Origin of the sequence: Vibrio profundi (genome assembly GCF_043642225.1) — a bacterium.
Lineage (GTDB): Bacteria > Pseudomonadota > Gammaproteobacteria > Enterobacterales > Vibrionaceae > Vibrio > Vibrio profundi_A.
On the sequence record NZ_JBHZSF010000016.1, the window covers coordinates 33719 to 58816 of the forward strand.

General features: G+C 44.3%; 19 protein-coding genes. 2 read left to right on the forward strand and 17 right to left on the reverse strand.

Going from position 1 to position 25098, the window contains the following annotated elements:
• Positions 1-11 precede the first annotated feature (11 nt).
• On the reverse strand, positions 12-980 hold the full coding sequence (gene pfkB, locus ACHUFI_RS19285) for a 1-phosphofructokinase (RefSeq protein WP_394252111.1): 969 nt from the start codon (positions 978-980) through the stop codon (positions 12-14).
• 9 nt (positions 981-989) lie between these two features.
• Positions 990-2129, reverse strand: coding sequence for a fused PTS fructose transporter subunit IIA/HPr protein (fruB, locus tag ACHUFI_RS19290; protein WP_394252113.1), 1140 nt, complete (start codon positions 2127-2129; stop codon positions 990-992).
• Between the two features lie 349 nt (positions 2130-2478).
• Between fruB and cra the strand changes: the two genes are divergently transcribed.
• The gene (gene cra, locus ACHUFI_RS19295; RefSeq protein WP_394252115.1) at positions 2479-3459 is read left to right on the forward strand and encodes a catabolite repressor/activator; all 981 of its coding nucleotides are present in this window, start codon (positions 2479-2481) and stop codon (positions 3457-3459) included.
• Positions 3460-3667: 208 nt separating this feature from the next.
• On the opposite strand, the gene ACHUFI_RS19300 is transcribed toward cra, so the two are convergent.
• The 4 genes from ACHUFI_RS19300 to nirB all read right to left on the reverse strand — a co-directional run bounded on the left by ACHUFI_RS19300 (position 3668) and on the right by nirB (position 10259).
• Entirely contained in the window at positions 3668-5443 is a 1776-nt protein-coding gene (locus tag ACHUFI_RS19300) for a protein kinase domain-containing protein (RefSeq protein WP_394252198.1), read from the reverse strand.
• Between the two features lie 222 nt (positions 5444-5665).
• Complete coding sequence (locus ACHUFI_RS19305) at positions 5666-7135, reverse strand: NarK family nitrate/nitrite MFS transporter (protein WP_394252117.1); 1470 nt, start codon at positions 7133-7135, stop codon at positions 5666-5668.
• A 134-nt stretch (positions 7136-7269) separates the two neighbouring features.
• Positions 7270-7614, reverse strand: a complete 345-nt coding sequence (gene nirD, locus ACHUFI_RS19310) for a nitrite reductase small subunit NirD (RefSeq protein ID WP_394252119.1) — start codon at positions 7612-7614, stop codon at positions 7270-7272.
• Positions 7615-7691: 77 nt separating this feature from the next.
• Entirely contained in the window at positions 7692-10259 is a 2568-nt protein-coding gene (gene nirB / locus ACHUFI_RS19315) for a nitrite reductase large subunit NirB (RefSeq protein ID WP_394252121.1), read from the reverse strand.
• Positions 10260-10766: 507 nt separating this feature from the next.
• Between nirB and ACHUFI_RS19320 the strand changes: the two genes are divergently transcribed.
• Positions 10767-13307, forward strand: a complete 2541-nt coding sequence (locus tag ACHUFI_RS19320; protein ID WP_394252123.1) for a molybdopterin oxidoreductase family protein — start codon at positions 10767-10769, stop codon at positions 13305-13307.
• A 78-nt stretch (positions 13308-13385) separates the two neighbouring features.
• Here ACHUFI_RS19320 and ACHUFI_RS19325 read toward each other — a convergent pair whose 3' ends face one another.
• The 11 genes from ACHUFI_RS19325 to rbsD form a co-directional block, all read right to left on the reverse strand.
• Positions 13386-13835 carry a PTS sugar transporter subunit IIA gene (locus ACHUFI_RS19325; protein ID WP_394252125.1) on the reverse strand — a complete coding sequence of 150 codons (450 nt, stop codon included), beginning with the start codon at positions 13833-13835 and terminating at the stop codon, positions 13386-13388.
• Complete coding sequence (locus tag ACHUFI_RS19330; protein ID WP_394252127.1) at positions 13832-15088, reverse strand: PTS ascorbate transporter subunit IIC; 1257 nt, start codon at positions 15086-15088, stop codon at positions 13832-13834. The genes ACHUFI_RS19325 and ACHUFI_RS19330 overlap by 4 nt, the downstream gene beginning before the upstream one ends.
• A gap of 11 nt (positions 15089-15099) precedes the next feature.
• Entirely contained in the window at positions 15100-15369 is a 270-nt protein-coding gene (locus ACHUFI_RS19335) for a PTS sugar transporter subunit IIB (RefSeq protein WP_394252129.1), read from the reverse strand.
• Positions 15370-15653: 284 nt separating this feature from the next.
• Positions 15654-16124: a hypothetical protein gene (locus ACHUFI_RS19340; protein ID WP_394252200.1), complete on the reverse strand. Its 471-nt coding sequence runs from the start codon at positions 16122-16124 to the stop codon at positions 15654-15656.
• Between the two features lie 242 nt (positions 16125-16366).
• Positions 16367-18844, reverse strand: a complete 2478-nt coding sequence (locus tag ACHUFI_RS19345; RefSeq protein WP_394252131.1) for a CHASE3 domain-containing protein — start codon at positions 18842-18844, stop codon at positions 16367-16369.
• A 133-nt stretch (positions 18845-18977) separates the two neighbouring features.
• Positions 18978-19979: a substrate-binding domain-containing protein gene (locus ACHUFI_RS19350; protein WP_394252133.1), complete on the reverse strand. Its 1002-nt coding sequence runs from the start codon at positions 19977-19979 to the stop codon at positions 18978-18980.
• A gap of 78 nt (positions 19980-20057) precedes the next feature.
• The gene (rbsK, locus tag ACHUFI_RS19355) at positions 20058-20981 is read right to left on the reverse strand and encodes a ribokinase (protein WP_394252135.1); all 924 of its coding nucleotides are present in this window, start codon (positions 20979-20981) and stop codon (positions 20058-20060) included.
• 154 nt (positions 20982-21135) lie between these two features.
• Positions 21136-22014 (reverse strand): ribose ABC transporter substrate-binding protein RbsB, encoded by an 879-nt coding sequence (gene rbsB / locus ACHUFI_RS19360; RefSeq protein WP_394252137.1) that lies wholly within the window; start codon positions 22012-22014, stop codon positions 21136-21138.
• A 103-nt stretch (positions 22015-22117) separates the two neighbouring features.
• On the reverse strand, positions 22118-23125 hold the full coding sequence (gene rbsC / locus ACHUFI_RS19365) for a ribose ABC transporter permease (RefSeq protein WP_394252139.1): 1008 nt from the start codon (positions 23123-23125) through the stop codon (positions 22118-22120).
• On the reverse strand, positions 23122-24627 hold the full coding sequence (rbsA, locus tag ACHUFI_RS19370; protein WP_394252141.1) for a ribose ABC transporter ATP-binding protein RbsA: 1506 nt from the start codon (positions 24625-24627) through the stop codon (positions 23122-23124). Before rbsA ends, rbsC begins: the two co-directional genes overlap by 4 nt.
• A 39-nt stretch (positions 24628-24666) precedes the next feature.
• Positions 24667-25086, reverse strand: coding sequence for a D-ribose pyranase (rbsD, locus tag ACHUFI_RS19375; RefSeq protein WP_394252143.1), 420 nt, complete (start codon positions 25084-25086; stop codon positions 24667-24669).
• Positions 25087-25098 lie beyond the last annotated feature (12 nt).

Genomic DNA, 25098 nt, shown 5'->3' on the forward strand with positions numbered 1-25098 from the left:
TAACCTTTGTCCTAAATACTTGCCGTTTGGCTAAGCGTTTGTAATTGGATTTGATTTTGTATTGTCTCCAGCTCTTCTTGGCTGGTTAGCCCTACACCTACCTGCGAAACTGCAAGAGCAGACAGGGCAGTAGCAAATTTAAGTAGTGTTTGTTTTGGCATTTGTTGCATGTGGCCCCAACATAAGCCTGCGACGAGCGTATCGCCTGCGCCGACCGTGCTCACCACGTTCATGCGTGGCGGTTTAGCTTGTAGCCATTCACCTTGGTTAAGCCACATCACTCCTTCAGCTCCCATAGACACGACAATGTTGTCGATGCCTTTGTCTGATAGCTGTTCAGCGGCTTGTTGACATTCCTCTGCTGAGCGGAGTGCTTTCCCAACAAACATTGAAAGCTCTTCATCGTTTGGTTTAATGAGCCAAGGGTTTGCGTCTACGCCAGCCGTTAATGCGTCGCGGCTGCTGTCGAACAAGACCTTCTTGCCCATGTCATGCAAGCGCTGGATCCAACTTGCGCAAAGGGCAGGAGATACGCCTTTTGGTAGGCTGCCAGCGATGACAAAGAAGTCATGGTCTTCAGCAAGGCGCCAAAGCGTGCGTTCAAATTGTTCGATAGCGATTGGCGTGACCTCAACCCCGGGAAAGTTAATATCACTCACGTCACCGCTGTCTTCGACCAATTTGACATTGATTCGAGTTGAGCCTTCTACACGAATGAATTGGTCATTTGCGCCCATCGAACTGAATAATTGGCAGAACAATTCTTGATTGTCTTCGCCTAGGAAGCCTGTCACCGTCACTTTTGCGCCAAGGTCACTCAATACCTTCGCCACATTGACACCTTTTCCGGCTGCGTGGAAAGCGCTTTGGTTAACAAGACTCACAGACCCTTGATTTAGCGTGTTTAAACTTCCGGTTAAATCGAGTGCTGGGTTTAAGGTCACGGTAACGGCTTTTATTTGCTTAGCTTGGTTCGTCATATTGAATCCTTAACCTTCGCCTAGGCCAGAAGCGATGGCATTACCAATGGCTTCCAATGCTTGCGGTGCATCTTGGCCTTCTGCAGAGAATTGAAGTTGATGACCATGTTTCACGCCAAGTGCGATGACTTTCATTAGGCTCTTTGCGTTAACTTGTTTTCCATCGCCATCAAGGTTTGTAACCTTAATCGCCGACTCAAACTTTTTCGCTTCTGCTACTAGCATGGCTCCCGGACGGGCATGTAATCCGTGAGCGTTCTTGATTTTGAAAACAGCGGTGTTGTCTTGTGAAGCACCTGCAGAACCCGTGACAACCTCTTCACCTTTGAGCAGGCCGATAAGTTGTTCAGTATTGGCAGAAAGAATTTCCGCTTGTTTACCTTGGAAAACTAATTGGCTGATGTTTGACAGAATTGACTGGTGTGCGTTGTTGCACGCAGCAAATGCGATTAGTCCTTTAACGGCTTCGCCTTCAAATTCGCAGTCATTCGCGGTGGAAACAAATGAAACGCCCGTGCGAGACACACCTTTATCGCTGCCAAGAAGCCATAATCCTTGGCCTAGATGCGTAGGCGTTTTAGTGACAAGGTCAGAAACAAATTCGTTGTTGGTACAGCCAGTATTCTTCAGTAATCCAGAAGCGACGGCAGACATTTGAATCATGTCGCTAGCAGGGAACATGAGTTGAACTAAAGATGCGTCAAAATCCGCTTCTAACTGAACGTCGCCGTTAAGTAGGGCAATGATTTCGCTTTCAGACTTCGCTTGTTTGAGCTTGGCTTCTACACCGTCGGCGGAAAGAACTTTAGTCAATTGTTTTAGAATGCCTAAATGCTCGTCTGATTTTGCAGCAATACCTATGGCTACATAAACGGTGTTGCCATCAGCCCAATCTATACCATTTGGAAAGTGGTGAACCATAACGCCAGTTTCGACAACAAGGTCACGGGTGTCGGTAGTGCCATGTGGAATCGCAATACCATTTCCAAGAAAGGTCGAGTTTTGAGCTTCACGATTTAACATGCCTTGTACGTAACCGTCTTGGACTAACCCTTTTGAGGTTAAGTCTTTTGCGATGGCTTGAATGGCATCGGTTTTTGTTTTTGCAGACTGTTCTAATTTGATGTCTGTTGTCGTTAGTTTAAGCATGTTGCCTCTTTAGCATTTTTCATACGAAAGTTAGTGTTGTGAAACGATCCATCAGCAATGTAAGAGTGCTGAACTCTAAAGCTGAATCGTTTCAGCAAAAGTTTTAAAAAAATTCAGCAAAACGATTTTTGGTGAGTAAATCGAATTTGCTGTTTCATCGTGCGAATCAAAAAATCCAAACATGGGCTATGAGTATTAGCGGTCATAAATTTCAGTGATTGATATCGCTTTTCAGATTTTGCTGAATCCTTTCAGCTTTTATACTGAATCGATTCAGCGTATAATTCAACTTAACCAAGGATCAAATCCGTCGTTCTATGATCCGACGCACAAAATAAAGGCTCTTAATATGACACTTGATGAAATAGCCAAACTGGCTGGTGTATCAAAAACAACCGCCAGTTACGTTATTAACGGTAAAGCGCAGAAATACCGAATAAGTGAAAAAACGCAGCAAAAAGTGATGGCTGTTGTTGATGAGTATAACTATCGACCAGATCATGCTGCATCGTCTTTGAGGGCCGGAAATAGCCGTTCGTTTGGCCTTATCATCCCTGATCTTGAAAATACGAGTTATGCAAGGCTTGCCAAACTACTTGAACAGAATTCAAGAAAAGCGGGTTACCAAATCTTAATTGGTTGTTCGGATGACGATGCCGAAACCGAGCAAAAGGTGGCTGAAGCGTTGGTGAGCCGCAGAATTGATGCGTTGTTTGTCGCAAGTGCTATGACCGATGCTAACGATTTTTACCTGAAACTTCAGAAGTCGGGTACGCCGGTTATCGCGATAGACCGTCCTTTGGATGATGAACACTTCTCATGTGTGATCAGTGAAGACTTTGGCGCTGCATTTGAGCTTACCCAATCGCTGTTAGAAGAGGACGTCGCAACAGTGGGACTGATTGGTGCATTGCCTGAGCTGAACATTTCAAGAGAGCGTCAGCTTGGATTTGAGTCTGCGATTAAATCTAAGCAAAAGGCATCGCTGATTGGTTACGGCGAGCATTTCAATAGAGAAAGCGGAAAAGAGGTACTTGAAGAGTGGGTTAAGCAAGGAACCATACCGGATTCTATCGTCACTACTTCATATACATTGCTGGAAGGGGTGCTTGATATTCTATTAGAAAAACCTGAATTGATGGGTAAGCTGAAATTGGCGACATTCGGTGATAACCGGCTATTAGATTTCCTTCCAATTAAGGTGAACTCGTTACCACAACAGTTTGAAGTGATCGCCGATAGCGCTTTGGCCTTAGCGCTGAATGCATCAGCTAAGCGTTATCACTCAGGGATAGAGCTGGTACCGCGTAAAATTGTTAAACGTGGCTAGAAGACGTTTAAACCGTTACTCAAAAGCCTCGATGTCATCGAGGCTTTTTTACTATCTAAGGACTAGTAATCACTTAGTCGAAAGTAATGGTTGTCCATACCATGCGATGATCGGAAGAAATCGATTTTCCATCGCCGTAACCAATACGAGCATCATTGACCAAAAGTCTATTAGTGCAGACTGCTGCATTTAGGAAACGAAAAGCCTACTATTGTATCAATAGGAATAGTTCGGACAGAGACACGATGGCGAGAAGTAGAGCTAAACACTTCCAGAAAAAAATGGGGTTACGCTCCAAAAGTGGCTGATGCGCTAATTCTTTTTGCAGCTTCATGTTCGGTGTCGTGAAATCCGTAACAAACTCGCTAAGAACCATATAGCGATTTTTCGGGTTGGGATGACACGCTTTTTTTAAGGTTAGGTCTAGCCATTCAGGAAAGCGACGGTTGGTTTCAAGTATTGAACGATAATGCCATTCTTGATGGCGAGCGTTGGCAAGGGATTGGGTATCAACAGTTTTATATGGAAGCTTTCCAGTCAGTATTTCGTAACTAATGACCGCGACAGAAAAAAGGTCTGATTGAGTCGTTGCCACTGATGAGTTCAGGTATTCAGGCGCAATATAGTTGGCTGCGCCTAATGGAGGAGTGGTTACTTGTACCTTTGAATCATGACTTTCCTCCAGTCCCTTTACAAGTACGGCACCTAAGTCGATGACTTTTATCTCACCGTTCGGCTGAATAATGATGTTTTCTGGCTTAAGATCGCGGTGTACCATTTCGGCACGTTGCAACGCGCGTACAGCGGTGATGACTTGTGAAATGATCGCCCGAACCTCTTCGATTTCTGGAGTTGGGTGGTCATACATCCATTGTCTAAGTGTGATTCCTGCGACGGGCTCACAGAGTTGATAGAGGAACTTAGAGTGGGCTGGTGTTGGATACACTTTCATTATTTTAGGGTTGTTTAAATTCATTCCAGCCCATTGCTCATTGTAAAAACTCAATAAAGTTTCTGGATCTTCACTATTGTTTAGCGAAGGCGCTTTGAGCACAAAGTCTTGCTGAGTGAGGCTGTCTTGGACAAGGTAAACATGACTTCTTGCACCCGCATGGATCACCTTCTTTACCACATAGTGGTCGATACGGTTGCCTTCGCTAAGTGCTGGGGGAATGGTTTTAGTTTGAAGTACCTTTTGAAATTCAAATACAGAAGGGCGGGGAAGGTCGGTGACTTGAACCAAAAGTGTACTGATGTTGTCTTTGCTGTTGTGCGCTAGTGCTTGATGACAGATCGCTTTCGCTGCGTGTTCATATTTACCTGAAAATTGAGAAAGTTCTTCAATTAACGTTTCTTCTTGTAGGTATTCATGGACGCCGTCTGTCGTCAACAAAAACAAATCGCCTTTCTTGATTGGTAATGTTTGATAATCAATATCGAGTTTATCGTCCATACCTAAAGCGCGGGTCAGAAAGTGTTGTTGACCAAGGCTTTTTCGCTGGTGGTCGCGGGTGAGTTGGCGCAGCTTCCCTTTCCTGTAGAGATAGATTCGGCTATCTCCAACGTGAAAGAGGTGTGCAGTGTTTGATTTGAAGATGACGGTACTAAAGGTTGTAACTAGGCCGTTGTGTGATAGGCGCGTTTTTTCGCTACTGTTAAATAGCCATGAATTAAGAGCGGTAAGTACTTTCTGCGTGGAGTGCTTGACGCTCCAAGTATTGGGCGTCGCGTAATAGTCGGACACAAATTGCATGACACTAGTGTGGCTAGCTTGCTGTCCATAGTCGCTGCAACTTACGCCATCCGCAATGCAGGCTATACTGCCTTTATGAGCTCTTTCTGTTAATGAACTTGGGTGCTTTACAATCAGTGCATCTTGATTTTCATCTCTTCTGCCTTGCAGCGAACAACCACCATAGGCGATTTCCAGTTGATTGGCAGGTTGAGTCGACTTTTCACTGTTCACGACGATGTCTAGTGGCATTTCGAACGCTTGATTCATCATAATTCCGCAATAAAGCTCAGCAATAGAAAGAGAACAAAAGCTCCGCCGAGGCAATGAACCGCTCGCTCCTTGGGCATAAGCGTCATTTCATTGAATATGTGTCGGTAGAGCCTTTGAACGGCTGCAACTGGTTTTTCTCAATCGGAGAGAAATAGAAAACCCAGTTGTAGCCTCCCGATATTGTTAGATTAATAGATGCAACTAGTGCGAAACATCAATCAGTGTAACGCTTCCGTCGTCGTTGACTTCGGCTATCTGTCCATTCGGCTCTTCCATGAAGAGTAATGTCACGAAGCCAAGAATAGCGGTGCCAGCAATGACCAAGAAGAAGGTTTGGTAGGACACGAAAGAAAGTACGGTTAGGTAAACGACGGCACCAACGTTACCGTATGCGCCAGTCATACCTGCGATTTGACCAGTCATTCTGCGCTTGATTAGTGGGACTGTTGCAAAGACTGCGCCTTCACCTGCTTGAACGAAGAAAGAACATCCCATAGCAGTAGCTACTGCCAACCATAATGGCCACTCGCTTCCTACTTGTCCCATCAAAAAGTAACCCACGGCTAAGCCTGCAGTTAGAATCAATAAGGTTGGTTTTCTACCGAAGCGATCTGATATCCAACCTCCGCCCGGGCGAGACATCAGGTTCATAAAGGCGTATGCCGAGGCAACCATTCCCGCCAATACTGGAGTTAGCTCAAAGGTTTCTGAGAAAAATAACGGCAGCATTGAAACAACGGCCAGTTCAGAACCAAAGGTCGCAAAATAGAGAACATTCAGTACTGCGACTTGCTTGAACTTATATTGATGCATCTCTGGCACATCGTATTTAAAGACGTCTTTATTGACTTTCCATGCTTGAAATACTTCGTAGAAATACAGAGCAACAAGGCCTACATAGATAGCTCTTACCGCGACCTCGGAAAGCATATCAATACCAGACGGTGACAGTTTCCAGGCAAGCAGTGCCAGTGCCGCGTACATTGGGATTTTCATGATTAAAAGAAAGAAGAAATCGCCAGTAGAGGTCACTTCCATTGCCGAAACTTGCTGCGGTTTGAAGTAGGTTGCACCTTTTGGCGTATCCGTAACACTGTTATAGAAAACCACAGAGAAAATCAGGCTCATAGCACCTGTAACGCCCACGGCATAACGCCAACCGTCTTCTCCACCAAACATTAGCGCGAGAGTCGGTAGGGTGAATGCAGCCGCCGCTGAGCCAAAGTTACCCCAACCACCGTAAATACCCTCGGCGGTTCCTAGCTCATTGTGTGGGAACCATTCTGATACAAGACGAATACCGATGACAAAGCCTGCACCGATGAAGCCAAGTAAAAAGCGAGCGATCGCGGCTTGTAAGAAAGAATCGGAAAGCGCAAACATGAAACAAGGTATGGAACAAAGCGCGAGTAGCAATGAGTAAACGAGCCTTGGACCATATTTGTCCGTGAGCATACCGATAATAACGCGGGCAGGAATCGTCAACGCGACGTTTAAAATCAGTAATGTTTTAATTTCTTCGGTGGTTAAACCTAAACTGGTTTTAACCATCTGTAATAGTGGTGCGAAGTTAAACCAAACCACAAAAGTAATAAAGAAAGCTATCCAACTCAGGTGTAGAACTTTCATTTTTCCAGTAAATGACAGTAGCGAAAATTTAGTGTTATCCATTAATAAAATCCTTTAAATATGGAGAAACCTAGCTAACTGACGTGTTAATTCATTCAGCCAACTCATGGCCAAACACGTCATAGTTTTATAGTGTTGGAGGTGCTAACTGGTACCAGTTAGCGTTTTCCTGATGATTAACTTGCCAAACGATTGGGGGTTAATACTTGTATTTGGTCGCCCACCTTACGAACATCAAAGGTGCTTAATTGATGCTCGGGTTCTTCTAAACAAGCGCCAGTCTCTAAATGGAAATGTTGCTTGTATAAAGGTGAAGCGACATAAGGTTCGCCACTCAGTGATCCCATGATCCCACGAGATATTACGTTAGCTTTGCCTATCGGATCAAAGTTAGATAGCCCGTAGAGCTTATCTTGTCGTTTGCAATAAAAGATCGCGACTTGTGTATCTTCTATTAACGCGCAAATTCCAGTGTTTGGGGTCAGGTCATCGGCCCTGCAGACGGTCTTCCAATCTTCCATGACATTCTCCTTGTCAAAAATTTCCAATAAAACTGAGGTAGTACTAATAATTTGGTAATGATGCTGTTCCAGAAACACTATTCGACTTCCGTTGTTTCGATACGCTTTTCAATAGTCGGCTTGGATGGTGTTGGGAAGCGTTGCTCACGTTCGGTGATAAACGACAGGCGGTTATCTGATTTCTCACTGTTGATAAAGTGTTGGAAGCGTTTAAGTTTTTCTGGGTTCTCTATCGTTGTTTTCCACTCACACTGGTATTTAGAGATGTTCAGCGCTATATCGGCTTCAAGTTCAGCCGCTACCCCTAATTTGTCTTCTATGACGACTTGCTTGAGGTAGTCGATGCCGCCTTCGAGGTTTTCCATCCAAACAGAAGTTCGCTGTAAACGGTCGGCAGTGCGAGTGTAAAACATCAGAATACGGTCGATGTATTGAAGTAGCGTAGTTTCATCAAGATCGATTGCGAACAGATCCGCATGGCGAGGGCGCATACCGCCATTACCACAAATGTATAGGTTCCATCCTTTGTCTGTCGCAATAACGCCGAAATCTTTTGATTGTGCTTCCGCGCATTCTCGCGTGCACCCTGAAACTGCGAACTTAATTTTGTGTGGAGAGCGCAATCCCTTGTATCGATTTTCCAAGCGAATGGCTAGACCAACACTGTCGTCTACACCGTAGCGACACCAGGTACTGCCAACACAGGATTTAACAGTACGAACTGACTTGCCGTATGCGTGTCCCGTTTCAAAACCAGCATCAATGAGCTTGCGCCAAATGATGGGCAACTCGTTCAGTTGTGCGCCAAACAAGTCGACACGTTGACCACCTGTGATCTTGGTATATAGGTTAAATTCCTTTGCCACTTCACCAAGTACGATAAGTTTATCTGGCGTGATTTCACCACCGGCGATACGTGGTACCACAGAGTAAGTCCCATCTTTTTGCATGTTGCCAAGGTAAATATCGTTGGTATCTTGAAGTTCCATATGATCGTCTTCAAGGATATAGTCGTTCCAGTAGGAAGCGAGTATTGAACCGACTGCAGGCTTACACACAGTACAGCCCAAACCTTTACCATGAGAATCTAGTAATGCATCGAATGTCTTGATTTTATTGACGCGAATGATGTCGGTAAGCTCTTGTCTTGAGTAGGCGAAGTGCTCGCAAATATCATTTGAGACCTCAACACCTAGGTTCATTAGCTCACTGTCTAGCACTTGCTTAGCTAATGCAGAACACCCTCCACAACCTGTTGATGCGTTAGTGGTTTCTTTGAGTGACGCCATTGTGGTGCACCCCGACGCGACTGCTTGTTTGATATCACCTTTGGTCACATCAAAACAAGAACAGATCATCGCGCTGTCAGGTAAAGCTTCCACGCCCATGCCTGCTGCACCAGTATCGTCTGCGACGTTAGGTAGAATGAGTACCGCTGGGTTCTCAGGCAATGGCATGTCGTTTTGCTTTGTTTGGAGTAGGGTGCCATACGCATCAGCATCGCCAACTAAGACTGCGCCAACAATTTTTTTGCCGTCTGCTGATACGATTAGGCGTTTATAAACCTGTTCAATTTCGTCGTTAAAGGTATAGGATTGTGCGCCTTCCGTTTGGCCGTGAACTTCGCCGATACTTGCGACGTCGACGCCAAGTAGCTTTAGCTTGGTACTCATATCGGCACCGGTAAAGCTCGACTCGGTTTGCCCTTCAGAAAGGATATGCTGAGACGCGACTTTCGCCATTGAGTAACCTGGTGCTACGAGCCCATAAATTTTGTTGTCCCACAACGCGCATTCACCAATCGCATAGATATTCTCTATATTGGTTTGGCATTGGTTGTTAATGACAATCCCGCCACGTTCGCCAATCTCTATATTTGAGCTACGTGCCAACTCGTCTTGTGGACGAATACCAGCGGAGAACACAATCATGTCTGTTTCTAAATGGCTTCCGTCGGCAAAGTTCATACGGTAGCGAGCGTTTTCGCCTGCCACGATGTCAGTCGTGGATTTTTCTGTATGTACACTAACGCCTAAGTCTTCGATTTTTCTTTTAAGAAGCGCGCCGCCGCCATCGTCCAATTGAACCGCCATCAGTCGAGGTGCAAACTCAACTACATGAGTTTCTAAGCCCAAGTTTTTAACTGCGTTTGCGGCTTCAAGCCCTAGTAATCCGCCTCCAATGACGACGCCGGATTGACTTTGCTTGCTGGAAAGTTCGATTGCATCCAGATCGTCTAACGTTCGATATACGTGACAGTGTTCTTGGTCATTGCCCGGGATAGGAGGGACAAAAGGAAAAGAGCCAGTGGCAAGAACCAACTTATCGTAGGTCTCAATACGCCCGCAATCCGTTACAACGTGACTATTCTCAGTGTCGATTTTAACGACTTTTGTGTTGACGAGATAATTGACTCCATTGGAATGGTAGTAATCTTCACTGGTTAGAGATAAATCTTCAGCACTTTTCCCTTCAAAGTATGAGGTGAGTTGTACGCGGTCGTAGGCTAATCGTGACTCTTCACAAAATGTCACTACATCATATTCTTGGCTGTTTGCGTTGATGATGGAGTCGATAAACTTATGACCGACCATGCCGTTTCCGACAACGACTATTTTCTGTTTTACTACTGCTTCATTGCTCATAAGTAAGTTCCTTTTCCAGCATTCCTAAGACTTAAGCGAAGTGCTTTAACCTAAATGTGGTACATCGATCTCGCCGTTACGCATCTCTAAATCAACGGCCTAGATGAACATTCGGTTATTACGCCAAATTTTATAATTGTATTTTTCTTCTGGTTTTACTGTCAGCAAAGACGATGCCAGAACCCATAGAACATGCTTTTATTTTCTATTACTTGAATTAAATCAGTGTGTTAACTTGGTTGCTGCTTGTTGGGCGGCTTGTGGGTTGGTATGGATTATTTACTCTATTGTTATGAAAATGAGCCTTTATGGTGCAGAAGGGAATAAGATGGTGCGTAAAATAAGTTTTTTCAGTGGTGTTAGCTTGGTATCTAAATTCCTTAGAGATGCCATTGATTTAACTTATTGTTTTTAAATGGTTTGTAATCGGTTGAACTGAGTGGTTAAAGATGGCGCGTATATTGCTCTGTGATAGTAAATACAATAATAGCTATTCACGAGGCATGAATGACAAATTCGAATCAAGGCTGGATTAAATCTACATGCGCGTATTGTGGTGTCGGATGTGGGATTGAAGCTCGGCCAACGTTGTCGGGGAAATTGGAAGTTCGAGGGGATAAGCAGCACCCATCGAACTACGGAAAATTGTGTACAAAAGGGATAGCGTTAGGCGAGACCGTTTCTACTTTAGGGCGACTGACCCAGCCAAAAGTAAAAACAAAGGGCGATGCGGGGAATGACGTTGTTTGGGATACCATTTCGTGGGATGAAGCGACCAATACGGTGGCCGAGCGATTCAAAAAAACAATCGAGGAGTACGGCTCTGATTCCGTCGCATTTTACGTTTCTGGGCAATTGCTGACAGAGGATTATTACGTTGCGAACAAGCTGATGAAAGGTTTTATCGGCAGCGCAAACATCGATAGTAACTCTCGATTATGCATGGCTTCTAGTGTGGTTGGCCATAAGCGTGCATTTGGGACAGATACCGTTCCAGTTTGTTATGAAGACCTTGAGCAAGCGGAATTGGTCGTCATCACAGGTTCTAACCTAGCGTGGTGCCACCCAGTATTGTTTCAACGATTAAGGGCCGCAAAACAAGCAAACCCAGAGTTAAAGGTCGTGGTTATTGATCCAAGACGAACAGAAACCTGTGATATTGCCGATCTTCATTTGCCAATAGCGTCAGGTTCAGACGTGAGCCTATTTAATGGCCTTTTGGCTCACTTATCTAAAAGTGGCTGCCTAGATAATCATTACATTCAAAGTCACACTGAAGGCTTCGAATCTGCGTTAGAGAGTGCTCTAAGTGAATCGCTGACACCTCAAATTTTAGAAGATATAACAGGCGTAGCGTTTGACCGTATCCAAGACTTTTATTCTATATTCGCCAATACAGAAAAGGTGATAACGATTTACTCTCAGGGCGTGAATCAATCCAGTCAGGGTTGTGACAAAGTGAATGCCATCATCAATTGTCACCTTGCAACGGGCAGAATCGGAAAAGTTGGGATGGGTCCGTTTTCCGTGACTGGACAACCTAACGCAATGGGGGGCAGAGAAGTCGGCGGGCTTGCGAATACACTGGCTGCACACTTTGAGTTTGGGGATCCTAACGCGACAGAGATCATTAGTGAGTTTTGGCAAACTCAAAACTTGGCGTCAAAGCCTGGGCTAAAGGCTATCGATCTGTTTGATGCGATGCATGACGGAAAAATAAAAGCGGTTTGGATCATGGCTACTAATCCCATCGTCAGTTTGCCAAATAGCGAAAAAGTGCAGCAAGCGTTAGAGAAGTGCCCGTTTGTTGTGGTATCGGATTGTATTGAAGAGACAGAAACGACACGCATCGCCGACATCGTTTTACCTGCGCAAGGCTGGAGTGAAAAATCGGGAACGGTGACAAATTCAGAGCGGCGAATATCCCGACAAAGACGTTTACTCGCGAGCCCCGGAGAGGCGAAACCAGATTGGTGGATAATCAAAGAAGTCGCACAGAAAATGGGCTGGGCTAGCCAATTTGATTACTTGCATGAAGGTCAAATATTCAAAGAATATTGCAACATGACGGCGCTGGATAATCAGAAAGGTAAGCAGCGTGATTTATGTCTAATCGGACTCACACAACTCGATGATCAAGGTTATAGTCAACTCTCGCCGCAACAATGGCCAGTATTGGAGGTGCAAACTGAAATCGCGAGCCAGAGAATGTTCGAAGATAACCTGTTTTTTACAGAAACAGGAAAAGCGCAATTTGTCGCGGTGGAATATCAGGCCCCAGTGGCCAAAACATCGGCTAAATATCCTTTAATACTCAACACAGGTAGAGTACGCGATCATTGGCATACTATGACGCGAACAGGGCTTGCCCCAGCATTAGGAAGTCATACTCCAGAGCCTTACCTTTATGTCCACCCTGAAACGGCTCGCAATTTGGGGTTAGTTTCACACGCTCATCAAGGGTTAATCGTGACCATTGAAAGCGAACAAGGCACAGCACAGGCTAGGTTGGAAGTCAGTAATGAGGTCAGTGTCGATCAGGTATTCTTACCCATTCACTGGAATGAAACGACGGCAAAAAACAGCAAACCATGTAATGTAATACTGAATCATACTGATCAATTTTCTGGGCAGCCTGAATTTAAACACACACCAGTCAACTTGAAATTAACGGGTTACTTAAGTGAAGCTGCGTTAGTCAGCGATAGGTTGGTTGATTGCAGTGGATTCGATTATTGGGTCAAGCAACGAGTCGAAGGCGGATTCTTGTATCGGGTGTGTTCTTTTAAAGATTCGATGGAATTGGTGATTGAATTAACCAATGCTTTGGATCAGCTGGTGGAGCAGGACGGTACAAAGTCTTTGGAATATCAGGGCAACAAAAAAGGCGTTCATTTCGGCAGCGCTAAAATAAATCAAGCAGGGATGCACCATGCATTTTTTGTTGGGCGAGAGTTAACCCAATCCAATATTGATTGGTTAATTGGATCTCTGACCGCTGAGGCGGAAGTAGACCTAGAATCTGAATTTATAAATGCGTTGACTTAATTCCTGTTATTCGACATTTGAACGAAAAAGCCCTCACAATATTGCGAGGGCTTGGTTATATCTTTAAAAGCTTAGGGGTTAGTATTTTTCTAAGATACTAGCGATTTCAGATTGATTGTCTGCAGCGATAATCGCTTCAATGTCTTCATCATTTTGGAACAGTTCTGATAACGCCATAATTGTTTGGATATGGCTATCTGAATCCATTGCCGCAAGTGTAATTGAAAAGTAAACATCGCCGTTATCGTCGGACTCTAAATCAACACCATTCTTAAATATTGTCACTTGAAGAGAGGCTTCGTTAACACCATCTTCTGGGCGAGCATGTGGCATAGCGATCTTTGGAGCCAGTACATAATAGGCACCAATTTCTTTATGCTTTTGCTTAATCGCTTCTAAGTAACTTGGCTTAACTTTACCGTTGTCGATGAGAGAACAACAGGTCAACTCAAGTGCCGCGTCAACAGACAGGTTTTGCTCTTGGGTAATAACAATGCCGTTATCGCCGATTAAATTTAGAATACTCATGACACAATCCAACCTAGAATCAAGCCGACAACACCAAAGTCAAAGTCAGCGAATGTTGTTGCTTCTAGACCTAACCCGCCAAGAACTGGAAGTAATAGCATTGGTAGGAAAGAGATACACAGACCTTGAGTGAAAGAACCTAAAATTGCACCACGTAAGCCACCCGTTGCGTTGCCGTATACACCAGCAGCACCACCTACGAAGAAGTGTGGTACCACACCTGCAACGATAATCGTCCAATCGAACATGCCCTGAATACCCATTGCAACAAGACCTGCAGCGAATGAAGAAAGGAAGCCGATAAGTACCGCGTTAGGTGCAACAGGGAATACCATTGGGCAATCTAGTGCAGGTTTCGCACCTGGTACCAATTTATCTGAAATCCCTTTAAACGCTGGAACGATTTCAGCAATAAGCATTTTCACACCTTGCAGTACGATGTAAACACCACCTGCAAATGTGAGTGACTGCATGAAGGTAAACACCACCCAGTTTTGTCCGCCAGATACGTTTTCTACAAAGTCGCCGCCAGCAAAGATAGACGCAAACATGAAGAAGATAGCCATAGTTGTAGCAACGGCTACAGGCGTATCACGTAGGAACATTAGGCTCTTAGGTACATTGATATCTTCGGTGGTTTTTGAAGTATCACCGAACTTGCTGCCAATGTAGCCAGACACTAGGTAAGAAAACGTCGAGAAGTGACCCATCGCGAGTTGATCAGTTCCCATTACTTTTTCAGTGTACTTTTGAGCAAGGGCAGGCATAACAACCATTAGCGAACCAACAATGATAGAACCCATTGCAACTAACGCTGTGCCCTGAATACCAGCAGTAGACAAAATTACAGCCACTAGCATAGACATAAACATAGTGTGGTGGCCCGTTAAGAAAATAAACTTAAGCGGTGTAAAACGAGCCAACAGAATATTTACAATAAAGGCAAAAAACATGATAAGTGCCATCTCATAACCGAAAGCTTCTTGCGCTAAGGCTACAATTGCTTCGTTATTTGGTATTACACCGCTCACACCAAATGCTTCAGTAAATACGACGGAAAAGTTATTTAATGCTCCAACTAATGCGCCTGCACCAAAACCCAAAATTAGGAAGCCCATTACTGTTTTAATGGTGCCTTTTAATATGGTGGAAATATCGGATTTTTGTGCGATTAAACCAATGAAGGCAATTAATCCCACCATGATTGCTGGCTCTTTTAATAAGCCGAGCATGAATTCAAAAAAGTTTTCCATGAATTAAATCCTTACATGAAAGATTTTAATTGTTCTTCGATTGAAGCTTTATCGAAGATATTTGCAAGACTAACGATATTATTTTTACCCGCTTCTTCTAGTTGGTTCGCAACGTCTGTAGCGGCAACCCAAATATCAGCATTACTTGACGCTGCAGATGAAAGATCCTCATGATCAACCTCTGCGTCAAGGCCAATTTTCTTAGTAACCTCTTTAACCGCCATCTCCATCATCAGCGAAGTACCCAGACCGTTTCCACACACAACCATAATCTTTTTCATAATATTTTCTCTGTAGGGTTAATTAGCAACTTTAAATTTATTGCACTTATTAGATGGGAGAATCATATCGGAAATATTGAAAATCAAATAAGATCACCATCACAAAGTCAGAATGACCTTGTGATGGTGATCACGCAAATGGGCGCAAAGCCCTACTTTATTAGTAAACTAACACTTAAGGCTTATTGGTTGATAAAGAGGTTCGAAAGGCAGTCTTTAAATGAGATGATTAAACTGTGAAGTTGATATATGAATGGCGTGTTATATCGTTTGATTGAACCGTTCTACTTACCGTAATCAGTAAGCATCTTTTTAAGTAGGCTATTTACGTCTTTTGTTTTCTTATTACGCTTTGTTAGTTCGCTTAGTGACGTGGGCATTTGTACCTCTGTCGGGTTTTCTTCGTTTTCTTCCGTTTTATCTTTTAATTTTTGAACCGCGGGAAGAAGCATGCGAATTTCTTCGCCATCTTCTTTATGAAGAACAACAATATTTTCAGACTCAACTTGAGAGATGGTTAATATACCATGTTTAGGTGAGTGTACGGTTTCTCCTACTAACGATGATTGCACGGGAACTGAACGATCAGTTAATTGCCCTGAACGCAATTTAGCCGCCGTAATAGAACGAATATTGCCTGTGTTTTCAAAAGCTACGATGACCGTATGTGTGTTGTAATATTCAACAACTGATACGTAACCGTGTTTCTTGGTTTCAAAACGAGCGCCAGTTTGCATATCGAGAGGCGCATCCATCTTCTTAATTAACATCCAGTATTCCTATAAAGTAGTCAGCTAAAGCCAATATGCCGACATACGCAAAGTATATACGCAAGATGTTTGAATATAAACGTCTATTAATGCTCACTAGCGAAGGGCATAGTTTGAACAATGCGCCAGATAATCAATCGGGAGCTGAACTCTTGGTGGCAGACACAGTCCCCGATAAGGGGGCTAGCTACAAATTTGCTTACTTATATTATTCACGCCTGCTCGGATTATCGTTGCCCTGATTCGCTTTGATCAAATGAAAGAGGGAGGGAATCTCCGGCACGGCATGAGTCTATGATTCGCTGCCCTTGATGAATGTTGACTTGAAGCCGATTAAGGAATTTCTGAAGAAACTCACTATCTGGCGCTTGGTTTGCCTTCAATTGGGATTCGAGTTCAAGTGCTAGAGCAGCTAAATGCTCTAATCCTAAGCTCAACGCTGTGCCTTTGACTGTGTGCAAAGTGCGTTTCAGGGCTTGCCAATCTTGAGAATAAAATTGTTCGATGATGCAGTCGACAGACTTTTGAAGTTCAAATACGGTTGTTTCGATAAGCGGAAGTAGGCTGTCCTTATCTGCTCTTAACTCAGTAACAATTGGGGATGTGGTGAGTTCTTCTTCGGTCATTCTTAATTTTTCAATCGGCTTCTTGTCTAGGTGAACGACATTCTCTGTGTGATTAATCGTTTCTGAATGGGTATGGCTCGGTATACGGTGTGCAAATTGTTCGAGTGCGTCTATGAAGCTTTGTTTTTGCAAAGGCTTGGTGAGTACGTGGTCTGCACCTGCTTCAATGAAATTGTCGTGAGCTTCGCGAAAAACATCGGCAGTATAGGCAAAGAGTAAGGTCTTGATACCAAGTTGTTCTCGCAGATAATGAGTGGCTTCAACGCCGTTCATCTCGGGCATATGATTATCCATCAATATCAAATCGAACTGGGATTTTTGAACGAGTTCAGTCGCGATCTTTCCGTTTTTGGCTAGGGTAACGGTATGGCCTAGATTTTCGCAGAAACGTTTAGCAACGATAGCATTGACCTCGTTATCTTCAACGAGTAAAACATGCAGGTTTTGTGTCTTCGCTACAATCTCCGGCGGTGAAAGTGTTGGAGCTTGAATCTGCTTTGGTTCACACCACACAATTGGAAGTTCGATAAGAAAATGCGCGCCAAGTCCTTCCGCACTTTTTAATGTGATAGTTCCATGCATTAATTCAATAAGCTTACTTACTATGGTTAACCCTAACCCTGTTCCACCAAACTGCCTAGTGGTTGAGGTGTCTGCTTGTTCAAAAGCATTGAAAATATGCGCTTGTTTCTCTTTTGGTATGCCAATGCCCGTATCGTTGACTGAAATAAATAATCGGCTCTTTTCTTTATCCAAAGTGACGTGAAATAAAACGTGACCAATGCCGGTGAACTTGATGGCATTGCTACCTAAATTTAATAAAATCTGTCTGAGACGCGCGCAATCGCCCGTAAATTCAATACCTGCCATCACTTCATTTTTAATGACAAGTTGTATGTTCTTTTCGTCCGCAAGCGGCTGCAGGGAACCGCAAACGGGATTAAGCACTTGAGACAGATTAAATGCGCTGTGTTCTAAGACGACTTTGTTCTCCTCAATCTTAGAAAAATCGAGTATGTCGTTTAGTATCGTCATTAAGTGTTCACCGGACTCAAGGATGAGCGCGATATTACGTTTGGTGATTGTTTCGTTTGATTCGGATGCAATAATTTGAGCAATTCCTAGTACACCGTTCATCGGCGTTCGGATTTCGTGACTCATTGTCGATAAAAACTCACTTTTTGCTCTTGCGGCACTTTCGGCTTTCGCCCTTTCTTTGGTCAGTTGTTTAGTGCGTTCTTTAACTTTGTGGTCGTTCTCAATTAGGTTTGCGGCCATGTCGTGAAAACTTAGTGTGAGTTCGGCAATTTCATCTTTTCCTACCGTTTGATTCGTTGAAGCTATAATCGCTAAGCTTTCATTTAACCGACCTAACGCAACCTCTTTTGATGCTGAGACTAATGGACCGAGGCGGTAATTGAGTCGTATTGCCGACCAAAATGCGACAAATATTGAAATGGTTGCGGCCAGAGTGCTACCCATAAAAAGCACCAGAGTGGTGGTTTCAGCTGATCGATCAGAGGCTTCCACTCGAACATCAATCAAGGTTTCTTCGACTTTTATAAAATCTGCAAGTTGAACACGGATTTGGTCAATGAGGTTTTTCCCCGTTTCTTCTTTAACGAGGTTGATGACGGTATTTAAGGAGGCTTGATCACTTTGAATAAGGCGTCGTTGTTCAATCTCGTGACGACCTGAAGTAAATAGCCAAGTTTGAAGAATCTTATCTATTACCTTTAAGCGTTCAACTTGTGCCGGATTGTCTCTGACCTGATATGAGAGTGTGGACAATTTTTTGTCCCAAACACGTATAGCGAGTTCATAAGGTTCAAGAAACTTGTCATCACCAGTGAGTAGAAATCCTCGCTGACCGGTTTCCATATCAACAGTGAGCACCAATAATTCTTGCGCACGGGCGATGGCCTTGTGAGTGTGAATAACCCAGTGGCTATCCTTAACCATGGATTGTGTGTTGTTATATACGGTAACAGAGACGGCTAGCATCAAAACGACGGGGCAAAAAAAACTCAGGAGTAATTTCTTACGTAATGGGAGGTCGTCGAACCATTGGGTAATCATAAAATGGATGCATCCTGATGAAGCTTTATATTGGTAATAGTCTAGGACAGAAATTTAGTTGCGTATGTAATTGTATGAATATTGTCGTAAGGGATAAGAGCGCTAATAGAACGCTCTTATCAGAGATAGGGGGTTAGAGTGTTTTTACACTGTGACGTTTTACTAACGTCGGTTCTAGTTCAACAACTTGCGGGTACGCATCCGGTGATTCTAAACGGCTCAACAGTGTGTCGACCGCTGCTTTGCCTAGTCGATGTTTTGGCTGGTGGACAGTGGTAAGTGACGGAGTCATGTACTTTGATAAGTGAATGTCATCGTATCCTACGACCGAGAGATCTTCAGGTATCCTAACGCCATCTTGAGAGGCGGCATTAATCACACCCATCGCCATCATATCGTTACATACAAACATCGCGGTTGGCAGGTCACCTTTGGCTTTTAGCTTCTGGTAAGCCTCAAACCCACCATCGCATTCGAAGTTAGATTCAATAATCCAGCTAGGGTTAATCACCAGGTTCGCTTGCGACATAGCTTGCTTGTACCCTTCATAACGTGAGGATGCTTGATTGCGGTGCAAAGGCCCAGTAATACAGCCAATCTCTGTATGACCATTTTCAATGAGGTGCTGAGTTGCCATGTAGCCACCTTGATGAGAATTGTCCTGAATCTTGTCGCTGGCAAATAGCATTGGTCCCCAATCCATGACCACAACAGGGAGCTCTGGATATCGCTCAAATACATCTAGATGTTCACCTTCTAGGGTTGAACACATCAGCATTAAGCCGTCGACACGTTTCTGAAGCAGCGTATCGACTGAGGACTTCATTCTTTCACTGTCGCCCTCTGTATTACAAAGAATAAGGTTGTAGCCTTTTTCATAACAACGTCGCTCGACACCTTTAACAACTTCACCGAAGAAAGGGTTGGTTGAAGTCGTAACAAGCATGCCTACGGTGTTAGTGCGTTTCATTTTAAGGCTGCGAGCTAACGCAGAAGGGGCATAATTCAATTCTTTAGCCGCATTGTTCACTCGCTCGGCAATTTCTTCACTGACAAAGCGAGATTTGTTGATTACATGACTAACTGTTGAAGTCGAAACTTGCGCGAGTTTAGCAATGTCTTTCATGGTGGCCATACAAATGTTCCTTGTGGTCATACCGATTCCACTAATGGGCGGTATTTTGCCTCAAAACGGATAGATGTGCTTGTTAAATCAAGCTGTTTGCGACGCTAAGAAGGCATCGGTCTCTTGTCTGGTTGGAATGGATGTCTGGGCTCCAAAACGCGTAACCGAAATAGCGGCTGCAGCATGAGCAAATTTGATCGCTTGCTCAATTGGCATATCTTCTAGCAAGCCTGTTACAAATGCACCGTTGAATGTGTCGCCAGCGGCAGTCGTATCTGTGGCCTCAACTCTAAACCCAGGAATTAATTCTCCTCTGCCATTTTGACTTAGCCACACTCCTTTTGCTCCTAAAGTGATCATGACGATCTCAATGCCTTTAAGGTGGAGTTGGTTTGCAGCAAGTTGCGCTGAATCGTTATCGGTAACAGTAATGCCTGTCAGCACTTCGGCTTCTGTTTCATTTGGCGTAATAACATCGACACACGAGAGTAGGGCGTCGGATAGCGGGCGTGCTGGTGCCGGATTAAGAATCACATTGGTCTTATTTTCTTTGGCTATTCTGGCGGCGTACTCGATACCTTCAAGCGGGGTTTCTAGCTGAGTGAGTAAATAGTTTGCGCTTCGGATTTTCTCCAAGTGCGGTTCAATCGCTTCGCAGGTTAATATGTTGTTCGCTTCTGCTGACAAACAAATACTATTTTCCCCAGAAGCAGACACTTGAATCATCGCAATGCCTGTAGGGGTGTTATCGGCGATGATAACGCCGTCTGTGTCGATACCATCTTGTGCAAAGGCGTTTCGAATGTTGATACCAAACGCATCGTCGCCAACACACGCGATGAATCCGATTTGAGCGTTTAGTCGAGCGGCAGCCACTGCTTGATTCGCACCTTTACCACCGGGAATTACCTGATAGTTGCTGCCGACAAGTGTTTCACCTGGGCGAGGGAAAGAAGGAACTTGCAGTACGTGGTCAGCGTTGACGCTACCTAAAACAATCAGTTGAGTCATGATACGAGCCTTATGATATATCGTATTTGAAAATGCATGGCTGTGACACATTCCTAGGGGATTTAGGGTGAGGAACAGCGATGCACTATCTTTGAGCTGGAGGTTGCAGGGGGATAGGGGACCCCCTGCATGGTTTTAAGTTATATGCTCAACATTATTGAGAGATAACTTTTAGAGGTACTGGCACGTATTCGTTGACGCTTTCGCCTTTAAGCACTTTGTCAGCCATTTCGATACCTAAAGAACCAATCATGTCAGGTTGTTGTGCTACGGTTGCTGCAAGCTTGCCACGGTTAACCGCTGCGATGCCATCTTCAGTACCATCGAAGCCAACGATCATTACGTCTTTGCCTGAAGCTTGTACTGCGCGAAGTGCGCCCAGTGCCATTTCGTCATTTTGTGCGAATACTGCTTGAACGTCTGGGTTAGCAGCTAGCAAGTTTTCCATTACGTTCAGACCTTTAGTACGGTCGAAGTCAGCTGGTTGGCTAGCAAGCAGTTCTAGGCCGCTACCGTCTACAGCGTTCATGAAACCTTCGCCACGCTCACGTGCAGCAGAAGTACCTGCGATACCTTCAAGTTGGATAACTTTCGCTTTCTCGCCCACTTTTTCCATGATGAAGTGACCTGCCATTTCACCACCGATAACGTTATCAGAAGCAATGTGGCTCACGACATCACCACGGCTTGCGCCACGGTCTAGAGTAAGTACTGGGATGTTAGAGCGGTTTGCCATACGAATAGCGTTAGATACTGCGTCCGAATCTGTTGGATTAATCAAAATAGCTTTCACGCCACGGATAGTAAGATCTTCGATGTTTGAAAGTTCCTTGCTTGGATCGTTTTGTGAGTCAAGAACGATTAGTTTGTAGCCTAGCTCTTCCGCTTTTGCTTCTGCACCATCTTTCATCGTAACGAAAAATGGGTTGTTCAAAGTGGATAGTACGATTGCCATAGTATCTTTCGCCTGTGCAGACACAGATACAGAAGTAGAAAGTACAGCAGCAGAAATTAGAGTTGCTAATTTTTTCATCGTTATAGTCCTTTGTGTAGGGTGAGCTAGGGGAGAGGCCTAGCTCTAATTTTGTGTTTACGTTAGGTGTTCGCTTCTTGTTTCCTTGAAAGGGAACTGAGCGCTATTTATTTTTATTGTCTACTAGTACTGCCAGAAGGATAACCACTGCTTTCGCAATCATCTGATAGTAAGAAGATACGTCTAAAAGGTTTAAAGCATTGTTTAGGAAACCGATGATTAAAGCACCAATCAACGTGCCCATAATACGTCCGCGGCCGCCAGCTAAGCTTGTGCCACCAAGTACGACTGCAGCAATGGCGTCTAGCTCATAACCCATGCCTGCTGTCGGCTGTGCAGAAGAAAGGCGAGAGGCGACAATGATGCCTGCTACTGCAGCAAGAAGACCACAGATTGCGTATACGCCAATTTTTACTTTGTCTACATCAATACCAGAAAGGCGAGTGGCAGATTCGTTTCCACCTAGTGCGTATACATAGCGGCCAAAGCGAGTGTGATTCAATAGATACCAAACTGCTGCAAATACGATAACCATAATCCACACAGGAACAGGAATTCCCATTGCATAACCAGTACCAAACCAAGCAAATGCGTCGGCAGTGTCAGTGAATCCTGTCGAGATAGGTCGCCCATCGGTGTACACCATAGTTACACCGCGAAGCAGCGTCATAGTGACCAGTGTTGCGATGAAGGCTTGTACTTTGCCTTTGGCGATGATCACACCACTAATGGCACCAAGGGCGGCACCCGCGACTAAAGCCGTTGGCACAGCAACAAGCACAGGTACTTCCATCGCAATCAAACTGGCCGCAAACGCACCACAAAGAGCGAGTACAGAGCCGACACTTAAGTCTATGCCTGCTGTTAAGATTACCAATGTCATACCAACCGCGATGATGGCGTTAACTGAGGTTTGACGCAGTATGTTTAAAATATTGTCGACGGTGAAGAAGTTAGGGTTTAAAAAAGACACCACAACAATCAAGAAAATAAGGGCAATTAGCGACTTTTGCTCAATAAGCCATTCCTTGCTGATCAGCGGTTTTTTAGCTGGTGCGAGTTCTGAAGTTGAACCTGCTTCTTTAGTTTTGCTCATGGTATTGGTACTCATGCTGCGTCCTCGTTGATCTTTTTACCGACCGCACATGCCAGTAGTAATTCTTGGTTAGCTTCTTTTGCATCAAATTCGCCGCTGATACGGCCTTCGTGCATCACAATGATGCGGTCACTCATTCCTAAGACTTCCGGCATTTCAGAAGACACCAAAATGATGCTCATACCGTCAGCTTTAAACTTGTTAATGAGTTGGTAAATCTCTTTTTTCGCACCGACATCAACGCCACGAGTTGGTTCATCGAGGATCAGTACTTTTGGCTTAGTCATTAAGCCTTTCGCGATGGCGACTTTCTGTTGGTTACCACCGGAAAGGTTGCCAATAATTTGTTCACGCGTTGGTGTTTTAATATTGAATAGTTTGATGAAGTCATCGACTGCGATCACTTCGTCTTTATGCTGAATTTGCGCGCCATTTGTGAGCAAATCGAGAGAGCACAAAGACATGTTCTCTTTTACTGATAGCCCTAGAACTAATCCATCACCTTTACGGTCTTCCGAGATATAGGCAATTCCGTTTGATAGTCCGTCTTTTGGGCTAACAGGGTTGATCGTCTTGTTTTCTAGGTTGATTACGCCGCGTTCGCTTGGAAGCGCGCCATAAATTACTTTCATTAATTCGGTACGCCCGGCGCCCATTAGCCCAGAAACACCAAGTATCTCACCACGTTTAAGAGTAAAGCTAACATCGTGAACACCAGAACCCGTAAGACCGATGACTTCTAGGCAGGTTTCACCATGACTTTGTTCAATGCGAGGGTACTGTTCGTCCAACTTACGGCCAACCATCATCTCAATCAGGCCATCTTCGTCGGTGTCTTTCACTTCACATTGACCAATAAATTTTCCGTCGCGAAGGACCGTAATGTCATCACAGATCTCAAAAATCTCTTTCAAACGGTGTGATATGTAAACAATGCCGCAGCCTTCATCACGAAGTTCATTAATCACTTTAAATAGTGACTCTGTTTCCGTATCGGTAAGTGCGTCTGTTGGTTCATCCATGATGATGACTTTAGATTCAAACGATAGAGCTTTTGCTATCTCTACCATTTGTTGCTCACCGAGACTCAGTTGACCAAGTGGCGTTTTGGAGCTGTGCTTCACGTTTAGGCGTTTAAGAAGCTTATCGGCTTCAAGGTACATTTCATTCCAGAGAATACGTCCCATCGTTCCTGTGATTTCACGACCAAGGAAAATATTTTCAGCAATGGTTAACTCGGGAATTAAGTTCAGCTCTTGGTGAATAATACTAATACCGGCTTGTTGAGAGTCGCGTGGGCCTTTAAATGCGGCAGGCTTACCTTGATAGGCGATAGAACCACTATCTAAGTGATAAATACCCGTTAAGACTTTCATTAACGTAGATTTGCCTGCTCCGTTCTCTCCCATGAGTGCCATAACGCGCCCTGGGTAAACATTGAGGCTCGCTTTATCCAAGGCTTTTACGCCGGGGAAAGCTTTCTCAATCTCGTTTAATTCTAAAATGGCTTGAGTCATTTGGATTCCTTTACTCGGGGCCAGAATATGTAGGTAACTTTAGAAAGTTACACCAGCTTGAAAGATAACATTCGCGTAAGGCGTGCATTCGCCAGTACGTATAACCGCACGGCTTTCGTTTGTGCGCTGTTTGAATTCTTCGTGGCTGATGTACGTGATGTTAATGCGTTTATCGCAACGGATTTCTTCTGCTTTTATTTGTTCAATCAGGACGTTGTGATGAGTAGGGCTAACGGCTTTAAACTCATCAGCGATAACCACTCCCTCAATTTGAGATTCGTCGAGCATGGTTTGAACGGTTTGCTGAAAGCTTGGGACACCGTGAGTTAATGCAAGATCGATACGACGAACATGCTCCGGAATAGGCAGTCCAGCGTCGCAGATAGTGATCTCGTCCGTATGGCCTAAAGTGGCCACTAAATACGAAAGATCAGAATTAATTAGAGTACTTTTTTTCATAACACTACCTAT